The following is a 22,598-nucleotide window of genomic DNA, read 5'->3' on the forward strand; positions in this document are numbered from 1 at the left end:
TCAAAATATCAGGTCCGGTAAAAATTCTTCCGTGCAATCCCCAGCAGCTTGGCTGCCTGGGATTTATTGCCACCACACCGTTCCAGGGTGGTGGTCAGGATCTGATCTGTCAGGGCCGCAAGGGAAAGTTGCTCAGCAGGCAGCGTCAGCGTGTAACTGACAGATCCGTCAACAGCCGGTTCAGCAGCTGCACCTGACGATGCGGATGCCAGCCCAAGATGTTCCGGACGGATCAGCTCGCCATCAGTTAAAATGGCAGCCCGCTCCAGGCAATTCCGCAGTTCCCGCACATTACCCGGCCAGGGATAGACCAGCATCATTTCCATAGCCTTCTGGGAAATACCGGGCAATGACTTACCCAGGTGTTGACGCAACTCAGCCAGGGCATGCTCGCACAAAAGCGGTATATCATCCCTACGTTCCCGCAGCGGCGGGATGGTCAGTGGAAAGACATTGATCCGGTGGTACAGATCCTCCCTAAAGCGCCCGGCTGCCACCATTTCAGCCAGATTGCGATTAGTGGCAACAATCACCCGGCATTCTGCCGGACAGCTGGTATTACTCCCAACCTTCTCATAGACCCGTTCCTGCAACACCCGCAGCAGCTTGGCCTGCAGCGACAGCGGCATATCCCCGATCTCATCCAGCAGAATGGTACCACCCTTTGCGCTGCTGAATTTCCCTTCACGATCACGATCAGCGCCGGTAAAAGCGCCTCGAACATGCCCAAACAGCTCACTTTCCAGCAGATGTTCCGGTACGGCAGCACAGTTAATTGCCACAAACCGGTTCGGCTGGGCATCACTTGCAAAATGGATTGCCCGCGCCAGCACCTCTTTGCCAACACCACTTTCTCCGTAAATAGCCACCGTGGTCTGCCGGGCCGCAGCGACACGGGCGGCAAGCGACAGGGTCTGTTTCATGGCCGGACTGACGGTTACGATGCTCTGGAAGGTATAACGTTCTTTCAGCAGTTCCCGGATCTGGCTGTTTTCCTGCACCACGCGATGATAATCAAGGGCCTGCTGGATGGTTATTTTCAGGAGATCCAGATTGAACGGCTTTTCAAGATAGTCATAGGCGCCCTGCCTGATCGCCTCAACCGCACCGCTGATACTACTATCGGCTGTTATTGCAATAAACGGCGTACCAGTAAATCGTTTCAGTACCAGTTCCAGTAGTTCCCTGCCATCCATAACCGGCATCACCATATCCGAGACAACAAGGTCAAACGACTGCTGCTCAAGCAGTTCCGCAGCCTCATGGCCGTTCGAGGCGGTCACCGGACAGCAGCCTTCCTGCTGCAGGATGTTTTCCAGCATGGTCAATGACAGCGGATCATCATCAACAACCAGTATGAGCGGCTTCTTTTTCATGCAGCAGCTCCACTACCAAAATCATCCAGCCCCGCCAAGAGCCCCTGCAGGTAGACGGCATTGACCCTGCCAGCATCCAGCAGTCGCTCTGCAGTACAACCACCATCCAGTTGCAGCACCTGAAAATCTGCCTGTTTACCGGCTTCCAGCACACCCGTGCAATCGGCCAGACCGATCCCGGCTGCGCCGCCTTTGGTTGCCATCTCCAGCAAACGCTCCGGCCCCAGCTCACCCCGGTAACAATCCAGGGCAAAGCGGATCTCATCCCACAGGGAAAGCGAATCATTGCTGGCCAACGAATCAGTGCCCAGGCAGAGCGGAATACCCAGTTTGTTAAAGAGATGTACCGGCGCCGTACCAACCGCAAGACGTTCATTGCTGCGAGGACAGAGACAGAGGGTCACACCCCGTTCCTTCAGCAGGGCAGCGTCAGCCGGGGTCAACTGCACCCCATGCACCGCAAGGGTTGAGGAGCCAAGCAGACCGCCATCATCAAAGAACCGGGCCGGTGTGGTCCTGCGTGGCGCTGGCAGATAATCCTGCCAGCCAACCAGTGGATACATCTCTTCAGCCAGTGGACCAGTAGAATCAAACAGCAGAGCAGACTCCTCGCGGGATTCTGCCAGATGCAGCGAGAGCGGCAGTTGCATCTGGTCTGCAGCAGCGGCAATATCAGGCAGTAGGCTGCTATGCAGTGTGTACGGTGCGTGGGGAGAAAGGCCCGGCAGGCGACAGCCGTTCACGGTCTTGCATGCCTCCAGCGCCTTGGCCAGCCGAGGTTCAAACAGCAGACGATCCTGTCCGATCAGCTCCAGGTAAAGCCGCCCCCCAATGAAGGTACCGTCATAGGCGGGCAACAGATCCGGCGAGGTGACAATATCGCCAACAGCGGTGGTACCGGCCCGCAGACAGGCCTTTATACCGGCCTTGAGTGATGTACGGGTTTCCTCAACTGACACACCGCGCCGCACCTTGATCATCTGGATGATCCAGTCCACAAAACCACGGGGATGGTAATCAAGGCCATCCCGCAGACGCCAGGCAGGAAAGTGGGTTAATTCCAGATGAGTGTGGGCATTAACAAAGCCGGGCATAATCACGCAACCGGGATACTCTGCAGCTGGCTGGCCATAGCGAGCGATCAGATCACTGGCTGTGCCAACCTCCAGAATCCGGCCATGGGCAACCGCCAGAGCGCCACCTGCAACGGGCGGCTGACCGGGATTGTAGAGCCATGAGGCGGTATAGACGACAGTATCAGGTATCAGAACTTCTCCATCCCCTGCGGGACATCCTGCTCAAGAACCTTTACATACCCGCGCAGCCCCATACACTCCTTCATACGGGCGGAGATGACCTCTTTATCGCCACGTTTATCAAGATGTTTGGCATACAGGGCTGACTCTTCTTCACATTCCAGATTATCTTTAGCAAAGGCAGCCCGGTCCTTACCTCCCTGATACCAGACATAGCTTGGAGAGGCGCAGCCCGAAGCAAGCAGTATCACTACTGCAGCAGAAAAAAACAGTAATGCCCTGGCGGTACTGACATATGATCTCGTCATTTTCGTATCTCCCTAAAACTTCTTTTCAATGACAAACTCAACGGTTCCGCCTGTTATACCGCCACGCTGGACATGGCACTGGCGGGTCGCCTGACATCTGCTGTTGGGGACGTTTTTGCAGGGGAGCTCACCAACCAGCTGAATACAGTCAGTGCAGCCAGGGGGATAGATGCCCGGCTTGTTGTTATCTCCGGTTATTGATTCATTGGGGCCGATTACCTTGACCGACTTTGTCTGGTTCTGGACCGTCCATGCTTCACCCGGCAGATTGATGGACAGAGCATAGCTGACGCCGTTGACAAGGCTTATGTTGACCGCCTCAGTAGAGGTGTTGGTGGGGTTAAGAGTAAATTCTCCCTGGGTAAAACCGTTAGGTGAGGGGCACGAGGCCTTTTCCGGCCAGAGGTGTATCCCCCCGGTCAGGCATTTTTCAGCATCATTGCCGGTCCGTTTCAACTCCACCGATGAACCTTTTTTCACGGTCCCTGTGCACCACCCGGCATTTTTCTCCTTACCTGCCTGCGGATCTTTACACCAGTCAGTATTCTGGGCAATCCACTGATAGGAGATAATCTTCTCATTATCCGTGCAGGCTCCAAGCTCACCAGGTTTTGTCACTGCACCGGTTACAAACATGAAGGTCACATCGGCATCGGTCTGATTGGTGATCTTGATATTGGTTGCGCCGTAGTAGTTTTTCTCTGGCTTCCTGCATGCACCATCACAACCATTACTGCAAAGGGTATAGTTGCAGGTGGCATTGTTGGAAGAAGAGCCGCAACTGGGCAGTACCTGCCCAGGATTTTTCTTCTTACAGCACCAGTCATTATTCGGGGTCATCCAGCAAGGGGAACACCATGCCATATCAGCATCGGTACAGATCGGCATGCTTCCTGAAACGCTTTTAAGCTGTACGGTTGGCGCTGGCCGCGCCTTGCTTGCAGCTATACACTCAGCAACATGCTTGTCAAACAGCTCCTGATCTCCAGCCTTGTCAAGATTGTAGGTGTACTCTGCAGCTTTCTTTTGGCAATCGTACAGAATACGTCGCGCAGCCATGTCTGGCTGTTCTGCTGACACCGTACCAGCAACGAAAACCATTAAACCAAAAACAGCTCCACTGGCCAGCGACAGAAATGTAAAACGGTTCCAGTTCATGGTGCCCCCCTGTCTGGTTGGTACATTTACTCCTTGCACGAGACAAGCAAACTCTACTGCAGTTTTAGTCACTGTCAAGCAGCTTACACCGGTGATCAACCAACCACGACACTCCAGACAGAAACAGGCGGAAGACCGTAGTCTATCGCCTGTTTCTGTCTTCAGCTACGGAGGTTCTCATTTCAAGTAGCATTCAAGCCAACACCTTACCACCCCTGGCCCCTCCTAAAATAGGAGGGGGAATTAACTCCCCTCCTTACTAAGGAGGGGGTGGGGGTGGTTGAGGTTAGTGCCCACTTGATCGTTCAAGATACTGATTACCCCTCTATCTGCCGAAGCAGTTCCTGAATCTCCGGCTGCTGGGTAATCTCACACTGCTCGGTCAGAACCGATGCCAGGATTTCGTCAGTGGTGAGCGGATTGGCAAGCACGCTGCGCAGCACGGTAATTTCTTCACCATAGCGGGCCAGTCGGAGCCGGGTGCGGGAAACAAAGGTCTTGCCAGCCTCACGCTGGTGTTTTTGCAACAGCTGGCAGACCTGATCCAGCAGGGCATTGATGCTGGCCTGCTCCGTTGCTGGCGCGGTTGCCAGGAGTTGCTGGATCGCTGCTGGGCAGTAGCGGTAGGTCAGGATATTCAGTTCCGGCTCACTGGTCAGTTCAAAATCAGGATGTTGACGGATCATCTCCGCAAAGGTCCTGGCCCGCTCAATCCCCAGATCAATCAGCAGCTCATAGCCCTTGCGGCCCATGATCGAGAGACCGCCATGCACCAGCAGCGCCTTGCCGGGGCGTGAGCCTTCCAGGGTATGGCTGCCCAGGTCCTTTGAACCGTGGCGCAGGATATAGGCAGCATGATGTTCAATGGCTGAAACAGCGGTGGGATCTTTGAATACCACCATCCCGGCCCCCATCGGCACATAGAGCTGTTTGTGGGCATCGATAGTGACTGAATCAGCCCGCTCAATCCCTGCCAACAGATGCCGGTGGGTTTCAGAAAACAGGGTTGGACCGCCCCAGGCTGCATCCACATGAAAATGGCAGCCCAATTCCTGGGCAAAATCCGCCATCGCCTCCAGTGGATCTATGTTGCCGGTCTCTGTTGTCCCGGCAATACCCACCAGAGCCAATGGACGGATGTTCTGATCCTGCAGACGCTGGCACTCCTGACGCAGGGCATTCAGATCAATCCGGTTGTTCTCGCCGGTCTTGACCTTGATCAGACTGTCACGGCCGATACCCAGCAGGTCGGCAGCCTTGCCCAGCGAATAATGCCCACGCTCTGAAACCAGTACAGCGATCCCGTCAACCCCTTTATGACGCAATGCCTTCATCAACCCTTCCTGGGCAATACCGCGAAACTCACCCTCCGGTGCAAAGAAACGGTTGCGGGCCACCCAGAGTGCGGTGGTGTTGGCAATGGTGCCGCCGGAACAGAATGTTCCCAGAGCAGCCTGACTGTTATGGATCCAGGGGGGATAAAAATCATCGGGGCAACGGTAGATCAGGTGATGCAGCATAGCCAGCACCTGACGCTCCAGAGGTGTAAATGCCTTGGATGTTTCCACCTTGACCAGGTTCTGATTCAGGGCGGTCATCAAGCGGGTCAAGGGGAGCATGAAGTACGGCAGTGCCGAAGTCATATGCCCCACAAATCCCGGCGCTGCGGTGTGGACCGACTGGGCCACCAGATTTTGCTTAACAAATTCGGTGTAGTCAGAGACGTAGGTCGGCTCTTCAGGGATTGCAAAGTTGGAGAAGCTGGCTTCGATCTCTTCCAACGGCCGCTCCATGGCGACAATATGATTTTGCAGAAAACCGGCAACATCACCGGTAATGGCCCTATCGACCGATCCCAGTGTTGAATCCGGGGCCTCCGGTACCGTAAAGATCCGGTAGAGGGTTTCCAGGTTGGCGCGGGCCTTGGTGGACATTACAGATCTCCCCCCAGTACGGTGTTGTCAATCAGCCGGGTAGATCCGATCTTGACAGCCAGGGCAAACAGGGTATCAGCTGTGGCAGTTACAGCAGGTTCAAGGGTTGTGCTGTCCCGCAGCTCCAGATAATCGACTGAGGCCCCCGCTACCGCTGTGATGATCATGCGGGCTTCGCCAAGCAGTCGATCAACCGAGGTTTCCCCCCCTGCGAATAACTCGCGCACCTTCAGGATCGCCTTGCTCAGACAGAGCGCCTGCTGGCGCTGTTCAGGGCTCAGGTAGCTGTTGCGGGAAGACATGGCCAGACCGTCAGGCTCCCGTACAATCGGCATGCCGATGATCTCCACCGCTAGGTTCAGGTCAATCGTCATCTGACGGATAATGGCCAGCTGTTGAAAATCCTTGTTGCCAAACAGGGCACAGTCAGGCTGGACAATGCCGAATAGCTTGGTCACCACCACCGCCACGCCGTTAAAATGACCGGGCCGACTGGCACCGCAAAGCGGCTTGGTCAGTGAACCAAGAGCAACCGTGGTCTGGAAACCAGGCGGGTACATACCAACCGCTGTCGGAACAAAGACCAGATCCACACCGCAGGACTCAGCCAGGGCACAGTCCCCTTCCAGATTGCGGGGATAGCTGGCAAGGTCCTCATTGATACCAAACTGGGTTGGATTGACAAAGATGGAGAGCACCAGAACATCGCCCCGTTTGCGGCCTTCCCGCAACAGAGAGGCATGACCTTCGTGCAGAAATCCCATGGTGGGTACAAAGGCGATCCGCTTGCCCTGACGCTTCAGCCCCAAAACCGTCTGCTGCATTTCCTGCACATCCTGGATTAGTTTCACGAGAACGAATGCTCCTCAGTCGGGAAGGTTCCATCCTTTACTTCTGACACATACTGTCGTGCTGCCTCCGTAATCAGCGGGGCAAGATCAGCATACCGTTTGACAAACTTGGGGGAGTACTTCTCACACAGACCCAGGATATCGTGGATGACCAGCACCTGGCCATCGCAGGCCGGACCTGCGCCGATACCGATGGTGGGGATATCCAGCATCTCGGTAATCCGGGCAGCCAGCTTGGCCGGAACCCCCTCCAGCACCACGGCAAAGGCACCAGCCTCCTGCACGGCATGGGCATCCTCCAGAATCCGTTCTGCCTGGTCTTTGCGCCCCTGCACCTTGTAGCCTCCCATACGATGGACTGACTGGGGAGTCAGCCCCACATGCCCCATCACCGGAATATCCATCTCGGTGATGGCCCGGATGATGCGGGCCATGTTGCTGCCACCTTCAATCTTAACCGCCTCGGCCCCGCCTTCCTGCAGCATCCGGCCACAGTTTTTCAGGGCTTCGATCTCGCCGCTCTGGCAGGCCATAAACGGCATATCAGCAATCACCAGAGCCTTGGGTTTCGCCCTCACCACCGCCTTGACGTGGTACAGCATCTCATCCATGGTCACCGGCAGGGTGTTCTCATGACCGCTAAACACCACCCCGGCAGAATCCCCCACCAGAATGGCATCCACCCCGCCAGCATCCACCAGACGAGCGGTCGGGTAATCATAGGCAGTCAGGACCGTCACTTTACGGCCTTCCTGCTTCATCAGCAGCATATCAGGTATGGTCATCTTCTTGCGCATGCCAGGACTCCAAAATAAAACAGGCACACCAAGGGACGGTGTGCCTGTTACCACAAACCAGCTGCATCAGGTGCAACGGCAGGTTCCATGTTCCGTCCGTCCCGGTTTGTACTGAACAACAAATCCGGGCGGTATGTCTTAGAATTGGTACTGCAACAGTAGATCATCCCCCAAACGGGTGGCTGTCATAAAGAGTTGCTACAGTAGCACATTCAAAAATTTGAATGCCAGCAGTTTTTCTCAACACCAGGCTGTAAAAAACGTCATGAGAAAGCCTGGCTACAAGGCGCACGGAGCGCAACGACTGAGACATAACAAACCGTTAGGCGAAAAAGTGAGCACCGCGCAACGCAGTAGACAGGCTCCGCAGTAGTTTTTAAGCAGCCTGTTAAAAGCCGAACATGCCTCGCATCCCATCCATCATGCCACCCTTTTTCTTTTCAGCTGGTTGCTGTTCCTGCTCATCACCATCATCAGCGGCAGGACGTTTCTTTGATGGACGGCTGCCCTTTTCAGAGCCTTCCATCAATGGTGACGAGCCGTTTGACTTGAGCCGCACCTTAACCGACCACTGCGGATTCCAGGGTTGTTTAGGATCCTTCGGCTTTGGCGGATAGACAATGTTCAGTTCTTCGCCATAGGCCACAAACTGCAGCATGGCGCCCTCCGCATCCTTGAACACCCCGGCAGGAATGGTGCAACTGGTGCGGCTGACCGGCATCAGCACCTTTTCCTTGAGAAAACGCTGCACATCATGGGGTGTCAGGTAATCCATCAGACCGAATCCGGTCTCAGGAACCTCGCTGGATGACCAGAAGATGGTCTCGCCGGTCTTCTGGTTATGCCCCATGGCCGTGGCAAAATAACCGATGGCAGTGGGCACCTGCTGCCATTTGAACGGCCAGGCACCAGCAGCGGTCTTGCTGATGGCGCTGAAACTGACCGGCGCCATGAAGTCCCGCTTCTGATCAAGACTGAAACGGATGCTGTCCGGCAGGTAGCTGCCTTTTAGCTGATGTTCACCCACCAGTGAGGCATCCTTGGGCACATCTTTTCTGTCTTCGCTGTTGGGCCAATCACCATAGGTCCAGCCTTTGTGGGGGGCAGGTGGTGTCTGATGGGTACCGCTACGCCCGCTTAAGGCCTTGCCAAAATCCATGGCTGACATCTTTGCGGTATCAATCACCCGCGGCTGGCCTTTGGCAACATTTTCGCCACAGCCCCAGTAAATCAGCATGCGGGCCTTGGGCTTTTCATACTTTTCAGGCCGTTCGCCCCGCTGTTCCGGCTGATATTCAGCCTTTTCCTGTTTGGGGGTAATCAGGGGCAGACTATCTCCCATCTTCTGGCTCGGCGGAATCAGGTGCTCTGCCTTGGGCTCGGCAACCTCGCGGGGACCTTCCAGCTGCAGTTGCAGGCTACGGCGGGGACCAAAGGCGGCCCCACGTCCACCAAACATGGAGGCCATGCCGGACATCTCTTCAGACATACCGGGAATGGACTGATTGGTGGTTGCCACACTGATCCAGTAATGGGGATAGGCTGGACGAGGCTTTTCAGCTGCCTGCGCCATTGTGCAAACCAGTGAAACCAGACCTGCTGTTATCAACACCGTGTTCAGCATCTTCATAGAACCATCCTCCTGATTATGATTGACGTAACGCCCCTTCCAAGGCCACCGCCACAGCCACAGAAGCACCTACCATCGGGTTGTTGCCCATACCCAGAAATCCCATCATCTCCACATGGGCAGGAACCGACGACGAACCGGCAAACTGAGCATCAGAATGCATTCTGCCCATGGTGTCGGTCATGCCGTAGGAGGCCGGTCCGGCTGCCATGTTATCAGGGTGCAGAGTCCGTCCAGTGCCGCCACCAGAGGCCACCGAGAAGTACTTCTTGCCCTGTTCCTGACATTCCTTCTTGTAGGTGCCGGCCACCGGATGCTGAAAACGGGTCGGGTTGGTGGAGTTGCCGGTGATGGAGACATCCACCCCCTCATGATGATTGATGGCAACCCCTTCCCGCACATCATCGGCGCCATAACAGCGCACCTTGGCCTTTTCCCCTTTGGAGTAGGCCACCTCACGCACAATGGCCAGATCACCGCTGGCATAATCAAACTGCGTCTGCACATAGGTAAAACCGTTGATACGGGAGATGATCTGGGCAGCATCCTTGCCCAGGCCGTTCAGGATTACCCGCAGCGGTTCTGTGCGGGCCTTGTTGGCTGATTTTGCCAGACCGATCGCCCCTTCAGCTGCAGCAAAGGACTCATGCCCAGCCAGGAAGGCAAAACATTTGGTTTCTTCAGACAGCAGCATGGAAGCCAGATTACCATGACCGATCCCCACCTTGCGATCCTCTGCAACCGAGCCGGGGATACAGAAGGCCTGCAGCCCCTCACCCAAAGAACGGGCAATCTCCACCGCCTTTGTCTCACCTTTTTTCAGGGCAATGGCGCCCCCCAAAATGTAAGCCCAGCAGGCGTTTTCAAAGCAGATCGGCTGGATCCCTTTGACAATCCCGTAGAGATCCACTCCCTTTGCCTCGCACAATGCACGGGCCTCTTCCAGAGAGGCGATGCCGTACTTAGCCAGCACGGCGGTAATCTTTGCGATCCTGCGCTCATATCCTTCAAACAGTGCCATATTAAATTCCTCCCGGAGCCTAAACCGTTAATAGCCGCAAAAGAGCTTAAAGATTAAAAAGAAGATCAAACTATTGGTGTTTCAGTGACAACTTGCAAACAGCTGAAGCTTTTTGAGTTCTTTGCGTTCTTTCGCGGCAATTCAGAATTGTGTTAGCAGATCACTCATGTCTTGGATTAATGGTACGGACAGCCTCATCAAAACGGCCATAACTGGCGGTTGCCTTGGCCAACGCCTCATTGGCATCCATCCCTTTGTGGATCATCTCCATCATTTTACCCAGATGGACAAACTCATAGCCGATCACTTCGCTGTTGTCATCCAGAGCCAGACGGGTCACATACCCCTCGGCCATCTCCAGGTAGCGCACCCCTTTGGCAACCGTGCCGTACATGGTGCCGATCTGACTGCGCAGCCCCTTGCCCAGGTCTTCAAGACCGGCGCCAATCGGCAGCCCTCCTTCTGAAAAAGCGGTCTGGGAACGGCCATAGACGATCTGCAGGAACAGTTCACGCATGGCGGTATTGATGGCATCGCAGACCAGATCGGTATTCAACGCCTCCAGGATAGTCTTGCCCGGCAGGATCTCTGCCGCCATGGCAGCCGAGTGGGTCATGCCGGAACAGCCCAGGGTCTCCACCAACGCCTCTTCAATGATGCCGTTCTTCACATTCAAGGTCAGCTTGCAGGCCCCCTGTTGCGGGGCACACCAGCCCACCCCGTGGGTCAGACCGGCAATATCCTTGACCTCTTTGGCCTGGGTCCAGCGGCCCTCTTGGGGGATTGGTGCTGGACCATGGTTGGGCCCCTTGGCCACGCAGGTCATCTTCTCAACTTCTTCCGAATAGAGCATCAGCGCCTCCTGTATTGGTTAGTGCTTCTTTGGATCATGGCTGTAGCGAATCACGGTTGCCTTCTCCAGCGTAATCATACCACCGCCCATCATGGCGTCAATCTGCGGCATAATGGCGTTAATCTTCTCCTGGCTGTCCACCACCTCAATCACCATCGGCATATCAGCCGACAGGTCCAGCAGTTTCTGGGTGTGGTAGACCCGATTGGCTCCAAAACCGCAGACTCCACGCAACACCGTTGCCCCGGCAAAACCTTCCTTGCGCAACAGTTCCACCAGCGCCTCGTAGAGCGGGCGGTGACCATGACGGTCGCTTTCACCAATAACGATCCGCATCAACTGCTGCTCACCAATCAGCTTGGACATGGTTTATTTCTCCTTGCTATGCTAACGAACGGACGGTCACAATCCCCAGCCAGGTACACAACAGACAGACCGCCACGCTGGCCAGCACATTCACAAACGCCATCGCAAACTGCCCATCCTCCAGTAGCTTGAAGGTCTCATAGCTGAAGCTTGAAAAGGTGGTCAGCCCTCCCATAAACCCGACCGTCAGACCAATCCGCAACATACCTGGAATCATGGTGCTACGCAGACTCAGCTCCATGATCAGGCCGATTAAATAGGCGCCGATGATGTTCACGGCAAACGTCCCATAGGGAAAAGAGCGCCCCAACAGGCTATGGATCCACACAGAAAGATAATAGCGGGTAAGCCCCCCAGCGGCACAGAACAGGGCAATGGTTGCAGCTATTTTCATAGCTTTTGTCTCCTACGCAAAGTATAGCCGAACTCTGGGTAATGTCACCTTCCGGAAAAATAAAAAACTCCTGCCCTCGGGTTTAAGAGCAGGAGTCATCAGCCTGATACAGGCGGTTATGGCGAACTCCATCGCCGTAAGGTTTTGGAAAGCATAATCTGCCGAATGCGGCTTGTCAAACGGCAAAACCGGCCGGGAGCCGTGGGGTCAGGTCTTGAACTATCACTTTTCACTCAAAAACTAACTTTTCAAGACCTGACCCGTCTCTTCCTCAAGTGAAAGTTGCTAAGCGGCGCGAAGTTTTTTAGTTCGTCCGGTTGAGTGAGATGGTGTGCGCTCTGCACGTTTGGGTTGTTCCCTTCCGATGTCTAAAAGTGCTTCTGGATGACGGGATGCTACCCGCAAAAGCACACGTGCCGGGCCTTCTGGTTTTCGTCGGCCTTGTTCCCAGTTTCTTAGTGTTCCTACGCTGATCCCCACAAGCTCTGCAAACTTATCCTGTGAAAGACCGAACTGCTCACGTAAAGCCCGCACCTCGGTTTCTGGGAATTCAAATGTTCGCGAGGGCTGCATTGTGCCTTTCATTATCTCTGCGCCTTGCTTCACGCTTGCCAGCAGTTCCTGAAAAAGTTCATCATTCATGATATTCCTCCTCAACGATCTTCTTGAGTTGTTTAAGTTGGTCTTGTGTAAGATTCTCCTGCACGTTTTTGGGATACATGAACAACAGCAAAAGTGTTCCCCTCCCCGTAAACCAGTAGTAGATTACTCTTGCCCCACCGCTTTTGCCTCGCCCTTCCAAGGCCCATCGTACTTTACGGAGTCCACCACCTCCGGGAATGATTTTTCCAGCATCAGGTCGCTCCAACAGGGTCGCCTGAAACAGACGATATTCCTCGTCCGATAGGGTGGCTAAAAGCTGTTTGGTAAATATTGGAGTTTCGATGATGATCATGAAAAAACTATACGCCATTGACGCAGTTGAGGCAAGGGTGAATCTTAATTGAGATGCCTTGTTGCTTGTTGGGAAATTTACTTTTTATAAGGATTTGCTGTGCCGCACAACAGATCTGAGTGGACAGGTTACTCACGCTGATCCGCGAAGCTCACGGAGAAAATCAGGTAGTTACCTAAAAACAAGGAGCAACCCTACAGGTGAAGTTATAACATGGCGCAACCAACCAATTTTACTCTTCGCGTCTCCGCTCCTCCACGTGCGTGGTTGTTGTGGATCAGGCTGCAGATCCGCAATGTTCAGCTCATATAACGTCCCTTTTCATAGCTGGTTTGTGTAGTCACGGCCATTCGTTATCTCCTTGTAAAGAATATAGCGCAGATTCCAGCGTTGTCATCCCTGCTCGGCATCAAGCCGTAACAGGTCAGCAAGCACCAAGGCAGTCAGATACACAAAACCGGCACTCCAGAGCACATCAGACAGAAAATGCCCCCCCTGGATGATCCGGGCCGCCCCCATGATGCAGCCGTAGACAAGGCCGCCCCACAACCAGTACAGAGCCTTGCGGCGGTTTGTCCGGCGCAGCACAAAATATGGAGCAGACAGGTAGAAGGCCACTGTCGGATGCCCGGCAGGAAAGGAGGCGTTCTTTGGGGCAGGCCCGGGTTGCCAGGGCTGGTGAAAGGCAAAGCTGCCCCCCATCTCAATGACCTGCCGTGGACGAGGTCTGCCCCAGTGATCTTTGAAAACAGCGTTGGCGAGGATACCGGGAGCGATGATCAACAACAACGCCAGGAACAGAGCCTGCCTCCGAACTGTTGCCAGTGATGGGCGCAAGAAGCCCAGCAGAAAGACTATCCCGGCAGCAGCACCCAGCAGAAAGGCAGGCCATTCGCCAAAGCGGTACAGGGCGGACCAGGGTTGCTGCAGACCGACCGGAAACCCTTGGCCCGGAACATAGAAGCTCCGCGCCAACGGCAGATCCCAGCCGAACCAGGCGATGACGACAGTTCCCAGTATCAGCGCAAAAAAGATATAGCTGGCATGCCGCACGGTAACGGCCCTCATTGGATCCATAGCTAACTACTCCTGCTCATCTGTAATAAAGGTCTCCCGGTACAGCAGCGGCGAGCCTGAAAGCCAGTTTTCAAGGCCTTTTCCAGCTCTTTTACGCCGTTCGCCCTGGCGAACCTGACCAACTTCTGATGTATCAACCTGGTGACGATCTGCCATGATAACTCCCCCGGTTCAGTTGTTTTGATCAGATGGCTTGTCAGCCTTGCTGCGACGCCGTAGCAGATAGGCTCCCCAGCCACTTCTCAGCTCCCGTGTGGCTCGCAGAGAGGCGCCCAGCGGCAGGTGTGCCAGATTCAGTTTTGGCGTGCCGATCCGCTGTGACAAGTAAATGCCTGAATGCCCGCTTAGCAGGTAGGACAGAAAACAGGCGATGGTAAAGTAGAGCGTATACTGGGAACCAAACAACTCAATCCCCATCAAGGTGCAGGCCAGCGGTGTGTTGGTAGCACCGGCAAACACCGCAATAAACCCAAGCCCGGCAAAGAGATCAACCGGCGCTCCCATCAGATGCGCCAGGGTATTGCCCAATGCGGCCCCGATGAAGAACAGCGGTGTCACCTCGCCCCCTTTAAACCCGCTCCCCAGGGTGACTGCTGTAAAGAGCAGTTTCCACCACCAGCTCCAGGGGGTTGCTCCGTCCGGCTGAAAACAGGAGAGGATGGTTACAGTATGCGGGTCAGCAGAACTGGCCCCCAGCCCCAGATAATCGCGGGTACCCAGTAGGTAGACCAGGGCGATAATCAGCAGGCCGCCAATGATCGGGCGCAGGCAGGGGCGATCAACGGTACGCTTGAAAAACTGGTTGATGCCATGGATCATCTCGGCAAACAGGGCGCTTACCAGGCCAAATGCCACAGCAGCTACAGCGACCTTCAGGGTTAGCAGCCAGTTAAGCGGTGTGCCGCCCAGGCTGGCTGCCGCAGATGAAATAACATACTGGGCATGATGGATACCCCAGGCGCCAGAGGCCCAGTCACCAATCACCGCAGCGATCAGGCAGGGGATCAGCGCATCGTAGCTCATCCGTCCAACCGCCAGCACCTCCATGGCAAAGACAGCCCCGGTCAGCGGCGTGCCAAACACACCGCCAAAACCGGCGGCAATGCCGGCCATCAGCAAGGTGCGCATGTCTGTGCCACTTAGACGGAACCAACGGCCGATGGTGGAGGCGATGCTCCCCCCCATCTGCACTGCCGTACCTTCACGACCGGCTGACCCACCAAAGAGGTGGGTTACCACCGTTGCCACCAAGATCAGGGGGGCCATGCGACGCGGCACCACAATGCCGCTGTCAACCTTTTCATGGCCATGAATCGCATCCATCAGCAGGTTGTTGCCACCTTCCGCCACATGCCCCAGCTTGGTATAAAGGATACTGATCCCGGCACCGGCAAGGGGCAGCAGAAACAGCAGCCAGGGTGTTTCAATGCGCAGCTGCGTACTGCGATCAAGCAACCACAAGAACAGGGCACAGGCAGATCCGACTGCGGCGGCAACCGGCGTGGCCAGGCAGATCCACTTCAGGATATAGACACCCAATGACAGATGCTCGCGGGGGTTCCAACGAAAAGGCATTGTTATTTCACCATATTTTAAGAATCAATAGATTTTCAGGGCAATAAAAAGACCCCTACCTCGCAATTGAAGTAGGAGTCATCAGCTTAGGCCAACAAGCGGTTATGGCGAACTCCATCGCCGTAATAATTGCAGGTAACGTACAATACGGATTGAAGTCCCTGTCGTCAAGAACGATTGTACTCTGGGCTATGCCTCCCATTGCCCACCTGACACCTTCAAAAAAGCCTCCAACAACGTTGTACAATGACTGGTACGCCGTTTCAGCAGCGCCAGCGAACGGGTCAGCAGCAATGGGCTTGCCACTTCAACCAGGCGACCATATTCCAGCTCCCGATCAACGGCAATCCGCGAAAGGCAGCTGACCCCCAGCCCGGCAGCAACACCGTTCTTGATCGCTTCGGTATGGCCAAACTCCAACGCAATGGCATAACTGATTCCGGCCCTGTCCATGGCATCTTCAAAGATCTCGCGGGTACCGGAGCCCTTTTCCCGCATGATCCAGGGGGCTGTAGTCAGCTGCTCCGGTGTCACACGTTTTTCTTTGGCCCACGGATGTTCAGCCCCGGCCACCACCACCAGTTCATCATCCCGCCAATGCAGGGCAACCAGTTCGCGGTTATGGCAGGGCCCCTCAACAAAGGCGATATCCAGCTGCCCTGTTGCCAGCAGATCAGCCACCTGTTGGGTATTGCCAACGGTTAACTGCACCCTGGTCATGGGATACTGCCGTGCAAAGGCCCCCAACAACGACGGCAGCAGATAGTTGGCGATGGTGGTACTGCCACCCACCAGTAGTTCACCCACCAGCTCGCCGCTATCTCCCTGCAGCTGCTGCTCAAGCTGCTTTACGGCCAAAAGGATCTCACGGGCATCCTTGAGCAACATTCGACCGGCATCATTGAGCATCAGCCGGCGCCCAACACGCTCAAACAGTGGGACACTGCTGAGCTGCTCAAGCTGAGACAAGGCCATGCTGACCGCTGATTGGGTCAGCAGCAGCTCCTCTCCGGCCCTGGTAACGCTGCCGGTGGAGGCGATCTTTTCAAAAATTTCCAATTGTCGAAGCGACAAGGCCATACATAAATCCAATTGATTTATTTAATCATTATTATTCATTTTTATTTATAATTGTTTCTGGCTAAAGTAGCAACCATCAACCTACAAAAACCGTTGCACGCGGAGCCGCGGAGACGCGAAGAGTAAAATCATTTGGTTACACCATGTTATTGCTTCACCCGTAGGTAGTTCCTTGTTTTTAAGTAACTACTTGATTTTCTCCGCGAGCTCCGCGGCTCCGCGTGAGTAACTGCCGTTTTTAGGATCAATCACTATGAAGGAGTTGAACGTGCCCACCAATAACGGATTAAAACTACTGTTCTGGCTCCTATTGCTGGCCTGCTGCCTGCCGACGGTCAGCGCACCGATGGCGCTGACAGCAGGGCTCGTCTTCGGCCTTCTGATCGGCAACCCCTGGAAGAGCACCACATCCACCTGGAGCAGACGGTTGCTACAGGCATCGGTGGTGGGGCTGGGATTCGGCATCAACCTGCCGGTGATCCTGCAAACCGGCAAAGATGCCTTTCTCTACACCGCCATCAGCATCAGCTTCACCATGCTGGCAGGCTGGCTGTTGGGTCGATTGTTCAAAACCCCGCAACGCACATCAACCCTGATCTCATTCGGAACCGCCATCTGCGGCGGCAGCGCCATTGCTGCCATGGCCCCGGTGATCAAGGCAGAAGCAGAGGAAACCGGAGTTGCCTTGGCAACCATCTTCACCCTCAACTCCATTGCCCTGATCCTGTTCCCGCCCTTGGGACACCTGCTGGGGATGGGGCAAGAGCAGTTTGGGCTCTGGTCTGCCCTGGCGATCCACGACACCAGCAGCGTGGTGGGGGCTGCAGCAGCCTATGGCGGATTGGCCCTGGCAATCGGCACCACGGTTAAACTGACCAGAGCGTTGTGGATCATGCCTTCTGCCCTGCTGGCGGCCTGGCTTACCAAGTCGGAAGGCAAGGCCAAGTTTCCGCTCTTTATCATCGGCTTTATTGCTGCAGCCGCCATCAAGACAGCCCTGCCGCAGTTTGAACAACTCTGGCATCCGCTTAACAGCATCGCCAAGCAGAGTCTGGTGGTGACGCTGTTCCTGATCGGTAGCGGCCTGACCCGGGAGGTACTGGGCAAGACCGGTATCAAACCGCTGGCGCAGGGGGTTACCCTCTGGATTATTGTTTCAGTAACCAGTGCCACAGCGATCCTGCTGGGCTGGATCAGCTAAGCAAGCGCTCCCTAAACCAACAAGGGCTCCCGTCTTTTCAGACGGGAGCCCTTGTTGTCATTTCACATGAACACTAAAACTCTACAGCGGGCAGGTGGTACTCTTCATCGACTCCAGCTCCTTGACCACCTCTGATGACTGGGCGCGGCGGGCCTCCATATTATCAAACATCTGATGCACCATGGCGCTGACCGACTCCACCGTCCGCCTGATCCTGCGTCCGTCCTCCACCTGGCTGGAGGTGGACTGCACCATCTCGTGGGCCATCTCCTTCACCGTCTCAATCGCCCGGGCAATACTGCGGGTGGCCTTGGCCTGATCCTTGGAGCCGTTAAAGATCTGGGAGGTCATGCTGCTGATATCCTCCATGGAGCGGGCCACCATCTGCACACTCAGCGACTGCTCTTCGGTGGCCTGCTTGATCTCCGAGGTCATCTCCATTGAGCAGACCGAACGGTCATAGATCGCCTGCAGGGTCTCACCCATCACATGCCCCAGCTCAACCCCCCGCACCACCAGCCCTTTGGTGGCGGTGATATTGTCGGCAGCGTGGCGTGACTCAAACATGATCTCATCAATAATGCCGGTGATTTCTCCGGTGGAGTGGCCGGTCTGCAGCGAGAGGTTGCGGATCTCGTCCGCCACCACCCCAAAGCTCTTGCCGTATTCACCGGCCTGGGCTGCGATGATCGAGGCGTTCAGAGCCAGCAGGTTGGTCCGCTTGGTAATGTCGTTGATGACGTTGACGATATTCTCGATCCGGGTACTTTTCTCAGCCAGGCGGGTAATACCGGCGTAGGATTCCTCAACCGAGTGCTGAATCTCTGCCAGTGAACCGATGGTCTCGTTGACCGCTGTACGCCCCTCTTCGGTCTGGGCCTGCACCTGACTGGAGACTTCATGGGAGATGGCAGCGCTACGCTCAACACTGGTGATATTGCCGGTAATCTCTTCCATGGCAGATGCGGACTGATGCACGATCCCGGCCAGGGTATCCAGGTTGCGGGAGACCTCTTCAATGGCCACCGAGATCTCATTAACCGCCGTACTGGTCTCATCCACCGAAGCGGTGGAACCTTCTGCTGCAGAGGCGATCACTGCTGCGCCATCCACCACCGACTCAATGCTGGCCTTAAGATCCTCAACGTTCAGGGAATACTGGTCACGATGGGAAAGCAGGAACGAGAACGAGCTTTCAAGCTCGCTGGTCAGGGTATCAATGGAGGTCAGCAGGTTGATGCGGGTGATACTATTGGCCACCTGATCAGCGAACAGCATGATCGTATCCAGATCAGACTCGTTCAGTGCCCGGCGTGAACGTTTGTTATCAATGGCAAAGGCCCCCAGGGCTTCACCCTTAACCACCATCGGGCAGATGATGAAGTTCTTGGAGCGCAACACCTCAATCCGGTCATGGGGAGGTTGCAGATGATAGCTTTCATCATAGCGGGTAATGTCATCAATCAGGTAGGGCTTACGCTCGCTGATACTGCGGTAGATCACCCCGATTGACGGATCAATCGGCAGTTCAAGCCCTTCAATCTCACGTCCCTTGCTGCCCGTTGCAGTTACAAAGCGCAGACTGCGGCCATTTTTAGCCGTCATCAGGATATTAACCCGTTCATACCCCAGCACATCATGCAGACCTTCAGCACAGAGCAGTAGCACCTCCTCAAGGTTCAGCGAGGTCTGGATTTTACTGCTGATCTGATGGAAGTTTTTGACGTTGCTGTCCAGCACCTTGAAGCGGTTTTCAAAGACCTCTTTCTGGGAGGCAACCTCCTGATGCAGTTCATCCAGTTCATGGGCACGCTGTTGCAGCTCATCCCCGGTTCTACCGATCAAAAAGCCGACCGTGCCCAGTACAAATGAGGTTCCGACCCCCATATACAGATACAGCATACGGTGTTCAGCATCCTTGACAATATCTCCCAGCAGTTGCTCAAAGATCGTTTGTCCGGGATCATTAAACATCACCAGACGCACCAACAACCAGCCCAGCGGTGCTCCGACCCCCAACAGAAAGCCGAATACAGAGTATGTTTTGCAGTGACTACAACGACTCATGACACCCCCGGATAATCAGACCCCAGACGAAATTTTCTCTTCAATATTGGTAAATATCTCATCCATGACCTTCTCTGCATCAGCCATATTATAGGAGATGATATTACGCAGATGGGTATAGGAATCCAGGTCGATCTTTTCAAAATGAAAGCCGATACCATCATCCGTGATCCTGCAGACCCGCCCCTGAAAAGCAACCGCAACTTCCGGGTCAGTCCCTTCCAGGGTAATCACCAGATCTGCTGCTTCACCTTCCGGCAGCCGCTCGGCTGTTTCCAGAAACAGCCCGTTCATGGAAAGGTTGCTGACCTTACCCTGAAAGCTGCGACCACCAATCGTGGCGGTCGCAGTGACATGAAATGGAACACGGGAGAATTTTCTGGTACTCATGGTGATCACCCTCCTAACGACATCTACAAGGAAGCGAGGATTTTTTTGTTCTGGGTCCGACAAGCAAGGAATGGCGCGGAGGCGTACCGTATAGTACGCCGCACAAGACATTCCGCAGCTTGGTGGGGGCAGGGCAAAAAAAGACCGCTTCCCGCTTAGGCTTTACCGGCAGATCCCAATACTGTCTCATTCTTATGCTTAATCAGCTTAACCAGCTCGTTACGCGCCGCCCCCAGATACTTACGGGGGTCAAACTCTTTGGGATCCTTGCCAAAGTATTCCCGCACCTTGGCGGTTACGGCCAGACGACCGTCGGAATCGATATTGATCTTGCAGACCGCACTTGCGGCGGCCTGACGCAGCTGCTCTTCCGGTACGCCAACAGCGCCTTCCATCTTGCCACCATACTGGTTGATCAGCTCCACATACTCCTGCACCACTGAAGAGGCACCGTGCAGCACAATCGGGAAGCCGGGCAGCCGTTTTTCACACTCGGCCAGGATATCAAACCGCAGTGGCGGCACCGGTTGACCGGCCTTGAACTTGTAAGCGCCATGGCTGGTGCCGATGGAGATGGCCAGTGAATCCACACCGGTCTTCTTAACAAAATCCTCCACCTCTTCAGGCTTGGTGTAGGTGGAATGCTCGGCAGAGACCTCATCCTCAATCCCGGCCAGCACCCCCAGTTCACCTTCAACAGAGACATTAAATTGATGGGCGTATTCAACCACCTTCTTGCAGAGCGCCACGTTTTCTTCATAGGGCAGGTGGGAACCATCAATCATGACTGAAGAAAAACCGCTGTCCACGCAGGACTTGCAGAGCTCAAAGGAATCACCATGGTCAAGGTGGAGACAGATCGGAATAGTCGAGCCGATTTCACGGGCCATCTGCACCGCACCCATGGCCATATAGCGCAGCATGGTTTCGTTGGCGTAACTGCGGGCCCCTTTGGAAACCTGAATAATCACCGGAGAATTGGTTTCAGCGCATGCCACCACAATTGCCTGAAGCTGTTCCAGATTATTGAAGTTGTAGGCCGGAATGGCATACTTGCCTGCCATTGCCTTGGCAAACATCTCTTTGGTGTTGACCAGACCAAGCTCGCTGTAATGCACCTGTTTCTTCTCCATGGTTTCCTCCTGGCGGATGTGTGATATGAAGGTTATGTAACCTTGCAAATACGTGGGAAAGAGTGTTTATATGTACCACTGAACACCCTGCATGGCAAGGGTGATCCCAGAAAAAACACCGGAGTATCTGATCGCAATGGCCCGCACGATTCCGTTTGATCCATCACTGCTTGAGACCCACTGTATTATTGATGCCCGCACACCGCTGGAATTTGCAGAAGACCACCTGCCCGGCGCCATCAATGTCCCGATTCTGACCGATGCTGAACGGGTGGAGATCGGCACCCTTTACAAGCAACAGGGACCACAGATAGCCCGTATCCGTGGCCTGGAACTGACCTGCCACCGTTTTCCTGCCATTGTTGCCACCATTGCTGAAGCAGCCCAGGGACGACCAACGCTGGTCTACTGCTGGCGGGGCGGCCTGCGCAGTGAATCGATTGCCATGCTGCTGGAGATGACCGGCTACCCGGTGGTCAAACTGGCTGGCGGCTACAAGTCGTTCCGCACAATCGTCAGCGCCTTCTTTGAGTCGGTCAGCCTGCCGGTACAGCTGGTGGTACTGCACGGCATGACCGGATCAGGCAAGACCGAGTTCCTGCAGCAGTTGCCACAGGAACGGTACACGACCATTGATCTGGAAGGGCTGGCCAGACACCGCGGTTCAGCCTTTGGCTCGCTGGGACTAGGGGAACAACCACCCCAGAAACGGTTTGAGACCCTGCTCTGGGATGCCTTCCGCAAAGCGCCAACGGACCGACCGATTGTGGTGGAGGGGGAAAGCAAACGGATCGGCCGGGTGAACCTGCCTGGCGACCTGCACGAGGTCATGGCAGCCAGCACCAAGGTCTGGTGTACTGTTTCCGTTGCAACCAGAGTCAAGCGTCTGTCTGCCGAGTATGCAAAGGAAGAATATCGCCAGCCGATGGCAGAGGCGCTGGAACGGATCAAAAAGAAGCTGGGAGGACCGCAGTACGAGGAACTACAGCGCAAACTTGCGGCCTGGGATATTCCAGGGGTGGCCCAGGATCTGATCGAGCAGTACTACGACAAACTCTATTACCGGGTCAGAAAGTGGGAACCGCAAGGGACCATCAGTTTGGAAGATTACCAACAGGCGGAAGAGGAACTGGCGAAGATTTGCGGTGAGGAATCGTGATGAGGCAGCATCTTCTT

24 protein-coding genes and 2 riboswitches are annotated in these 22,598 nt (G+C 55.1%); of the genes, 3 read left to right on the plus strand and 21 right to left on the minus strand.

Features of this window, described 5'->3' with window-relative positions:
- Nucleotides 1–8: 8 nt before the first annotated feature.
- Together B5D39_RS04830 and B5D39_RS04835 are read right to left on the minus strand one after the other, a co-directional pair.
- Nucleotides 9–1,376 carry a sigma-54-dependent transcriptional regulator gene (locus B5D39_RS04830; protein ID WP_078789269.1) on the minus strand — a complete coding sequence of 456 codons (1,368 nt, stop codon included), beginning with the start codon at nt 1,374–1,376 and terminating at the stop codon, nt 9–11.
- Nucleotides 1,373–2,470, minus strand: a complete 1,098-nt coding sequence (locus B5D39_RS04835) for an amidohydrolase family protein (RefSeq protein WP_244161355.1) — start codon at nt 2,468–2,470, stop codon at nt 1,373–1,375. The genes B5D39_RS04830 and B5D39_RS04835 overlap by 4 nt, the downstream gene beginning before the upstream one ends.
- Here B5D39_RS04835 and B5D39_RS17305 point away from each other — a divergent pair.
- Nucleotides 2,447–2,614 (plus strand): hypothetical protein, encoded by a 168-nt coding sequence (locus B5D39_RS17305; RefSeq protein WP_244161356.1) that lies wholly within the window; start codon nt 2,447–2,449, stop codon nt 2,612–2,614. The two genes, B5D39_RS04835 and B5D39_RS17305, sit on opposite strands and share 24 nt — an antisense overlap.
- Nucleotides 2,615–2,640: 26 nt before the next feature.
- Here the strand turns inward: B5D39_RS17305 and B5D39_RS04840 are convergent, their stop codons facing one another.
- The 16 genes from B5D39_RS04840 to B5D39_RS04910 form a co-directional block, all read right to left on the minus strand.
- Nucleotides 2,641–2,940, minus strand: coding sequence for a hypothetical protein (locus tag B5D39_RS04840; protein ID WP_078789271.1), 300 nt, complete (start codon nt 2,938–2,940; stop codon nt 2,641–2,643).
- Nucleotides 2,941–2,952: 12 nt separating this feature from the next.
- The gene (locus B5D39_RS04845) at nt 2,953–4,098 is read right to left on the minus strand and encodes a hypothetical protein (protein WP_078789272.1); all 1,146 of its coding nucleotides are present in this window, start codon (nt 4,096–4,098) and stop codon (nt 2,953–2,955) included.
- Nucleotides 4,099–4,415: 317 nt separating this feature from the next.
- Nucleotides 4,416–6,032: a pyridoxal-dependent aspartate 1-decarboxylase PanP gene (panP, locus tag B5D39_RS04850; protein ID WP_078789273.1), complete on the minus strand. Its 1,617-nt coding sequence runs from the start codon at nt 6,030–6,032 to the stop codon at nt 4,416–4,418.
- On the minus strand, nt 6,032–6,883 hold the full coding sequence (gene panC / locus B5D39_RS04855; protein WP_078789274.1) for a pantoate--beta-alanine ligase: 852 nt from the start codon (nt 6,881–6,883) through the stop codon (nt 6,032–6,034). Before panC ends, panP begins: the two co-directional genes overlap by 1 nt.
- Nucleotides 6,880–7,680 (minus strand): 3-methyl-2-oxobutanoate hydroxymethyltransferase, encoded by an 801-nt coding sequence (panB, locus tag B5D39_RS04860; RefSeq protein WP_078789275.1) that lies wholly within the window; start codon nt 7,678–7,680, stop codon nt 6,880–6,882. The genes panC and panB overlap by 4 nt, the downstream gene beginning before the upstream one ends.
- A gap of 388 nt (nt 7,681–8,068) precedes the next feature.
- A complete protein-coding gene (locus B5D39_RS04865) occupies nt 8,069–9,310 on the minus strand; it encodes a hypothetical protein (RefSeq protein ID WP_078789276.1) in 1,242 nt (413 codons plus the stop codon).
- A gap of 16 nt (nt 9,311–9,326) precedes the next feature.
- Nucleotides 9,327–10,331, minus strand: coding sequence for a GGGtGRT protein (locus B5D39_RS04870; protein WP_078789277.1), 1,005 nt, complete (start codon nt 10,329–10,331; stop codon nt 9,327–9,329).
- A gap of 160 nt (nt 10,332–10,491) precedes the next feature.
- Complete coding sequence (locus tag B5D39_RS04875; RefSeq protein WP_078789278.1) at nt 10,492–11,184, minus strand: iron-sulfur cluster assembly scaffold protein; 693 nt, start codon at nt 11,182–11,184, stop codon at nt 10,492–10,494.
- Nucleotides 11,185–11,202: 18 nt separating this feature from the next.
- Nucleotides 11,203–11,550 carry a DUF190 domain-containing protein gene (locus B5D39_RS04880; protein WP_078789279.1) on the minus strand — a complete coding sequence of 116 codons (348 nt, stop codon included), beginning with the start codon at nt 11,548–11,550 and terminating at the stop codon, nt 11,203–11,205.
- 16 nt (nt 11,551–11,566) lie between these two features.
- A complete protein-coding gene (gene crcB / locus B5D39_RS04885) occupies nt 11,567–11,944 on the minus strand; it encodes a fluoride efflux transporter CrcB (RefSeq protein WP_078789280.1) in 378 nt (125 codons plus the stop codon).
- An 82-nt stretch (nt 11,945–12,026) separates the two neighbouring features.
- Nucleotides 12,027–12,089: riboswitch (Fluoride riboswitch) on the minus strand.
- A gap of 140 nt (nt 12,090–12,229) precedes the next feature.
- The gene (locus B5D39_RS04890; RefSeq protein WP_078789281.1) at nt 12,230–12,586 is read right to left on the minus strand and encodes a helix-turn-helix domain-containing protein; all 357 of its coding nucleotides are present in this window, start codon (nt 12,584–12,586) and stop codon (nt 12,230–12,232) included.
- A complete protein-coding gene (locus B5D39_RS04895; RefSeq protein ID WP_078789320.1) occupies nt 12,579–12,899 on the minus strand; it encodes a type II toxin-antitoxin system RelE/ParE family toxin in 321 nt (106 codons plus the stop codon). Before B5D39_RS04895 ends, B5D39_RS04890 begins: the two co-directional genes overlap by 8 nt.
- A 393-nt stretch (nt 12,900–13,292) precedes the next feature.
- Entirely contained in the window at nt 13,293–13,976 is a 684-nt protein-coding gene (locus B5D39_RS04900; protein ID WP_078789282.1) for a phosphatase PAP2 family protein, read from the minus strand.
- 6 nt (nt 13,977–13,982) lie between these two features.
- Complete coding sequence (locus tag B5D39_RS16915; RefSeq protein WP_153304303.1) at nt 13,983–14,132, minus strand: hypothetical protein; 150 nt, start codon at nt 14,130–14,132, stop codon at nt 13,983–13,985.
- A 15-nt stretch (nt 14,133–14,147) separates the two neighbouring features.
- Nucleotides 14,148–15,551 carry a voltage-gated chloride channel family protein gene (locus B5D39_RS04905; RefSeq protein ID WP_078789283.1) on the minus strand — a complete coding sequence of 468 codons (1,404 nt, stop codon included), beginning with the start codon at nt 15,549–15,551 and terminating at the stop codon, nt 14,148–14,150.
- 65 nt (nt 15,552–15,616) lie between these two features.
- A riboswitch (Fluoride riboswitch) is annotated at nt 15,617–15,682 on the minus strand.
- Between the two features lie 58 nt (nt 15,683–15,740).
- On the minus strand, nt 15,741–16,631 hold the full coding sequence (locus tag B5D39_RS04910; RefSeq protein ID WP_078789284.1) for a LysR substrate-binding domain-containing protein: 891 nt from the start codon (nt 16,629–16,631) through the stop codon (nt 15,741–15,743).
- A 253-nt stretch (nt 16,632–16,884) separates the two neighbouring features.
- On the opposite strand from B5D39_RS04910, the gene B5D39_RS04915 reads away from it, so the two are divergent.
- Nucleotides 16,885–17,832 (plus strand): YeiH family protein, encoded by a 948-nt coding sequence (locus tag B5D39_RS04915; RefSeq protein ID WP_078789285.1) that lies wholly within the window; start codon nt 16,885–16,887, stop codon nt 17,830–17,832.
- Between the two features lie 81 nt (nt 17,833–17,913).
- Here the strand turns inward: B5D39_RS04915 and B5D39_RS04920 are convergent, their stop codons facing one another.
- The 3 genes from B5D39_RS04920 to B5D39_RS04930 form a co-directional block, all read right to left on the minus strand.
- Nucleotides 17,914–19,899, minus strand: a complete 1,986-nt coding sequence (locus B5D39_RS04920; RefSeq protein ID WP_078789286.1) for a methyl-accepting chemotaxis protein — start codon at nt 19,897–19,899, stop codon at nt 17,914–17,916.
- Between the two features lie 15 nt (nt 19,900–19,914).
- Complete coding sequence (locus B5D39_RS04925) at nt 19,915–20,289, minus strand: PilZ domain-containing protein (RefSeq protein WP_078789287.1); 375 nt, start codon at nt 20,287–20,289, stop codon at nt 19,915–19,917.
- Nucleotides 20,290–20,444: 155 nt separating this feature from the next.
- Nucleotides 20,445–21,422 carry a class II fructose-bisphosphate aldolase gene (locus B5D39_RS04930; RefSeq protein WP_078789288.1) on the minus strand — a complete coding sequence of 326 codons (978 nt, stop codon included), beginning with the start codon at nt 21,420–21,422 and terminating at the stop codon, nt 20,445–20,447.
- Nucleotides 21,423–21,513: 91 nt separating this feature from the next.
- Here B5D39_RS04930 and mnmH point away from each other — a divergent pair, with 91 nt between their 5' ends.
- Complete coding sequence (gene mnmH / locus B5D39_RS04935) at nt 21,514–22,581, plus strand: tRNA 2-selenouridine(34) synthase MnmH (protein WP_279627291.1); 1,068 nt, start codon at nt 21,514–21,516, stop codon at nt 22,579–22,581.
- The last annotated feature ends 17 nt before the right edge of the window (nt 22,582–22,598 follow it).

The sequence above is a fragment of the Trichlorobacter thiogenes genome, from assembly GCF_900167465.1.
Taxonomy (GTDB): Bacteria; Desulfobacterota; Desulfuromonadia; order Geobacterales; family Pseudopelobacteraceae; genus Trichlorobacter; species Trichlorobacter thiogenes.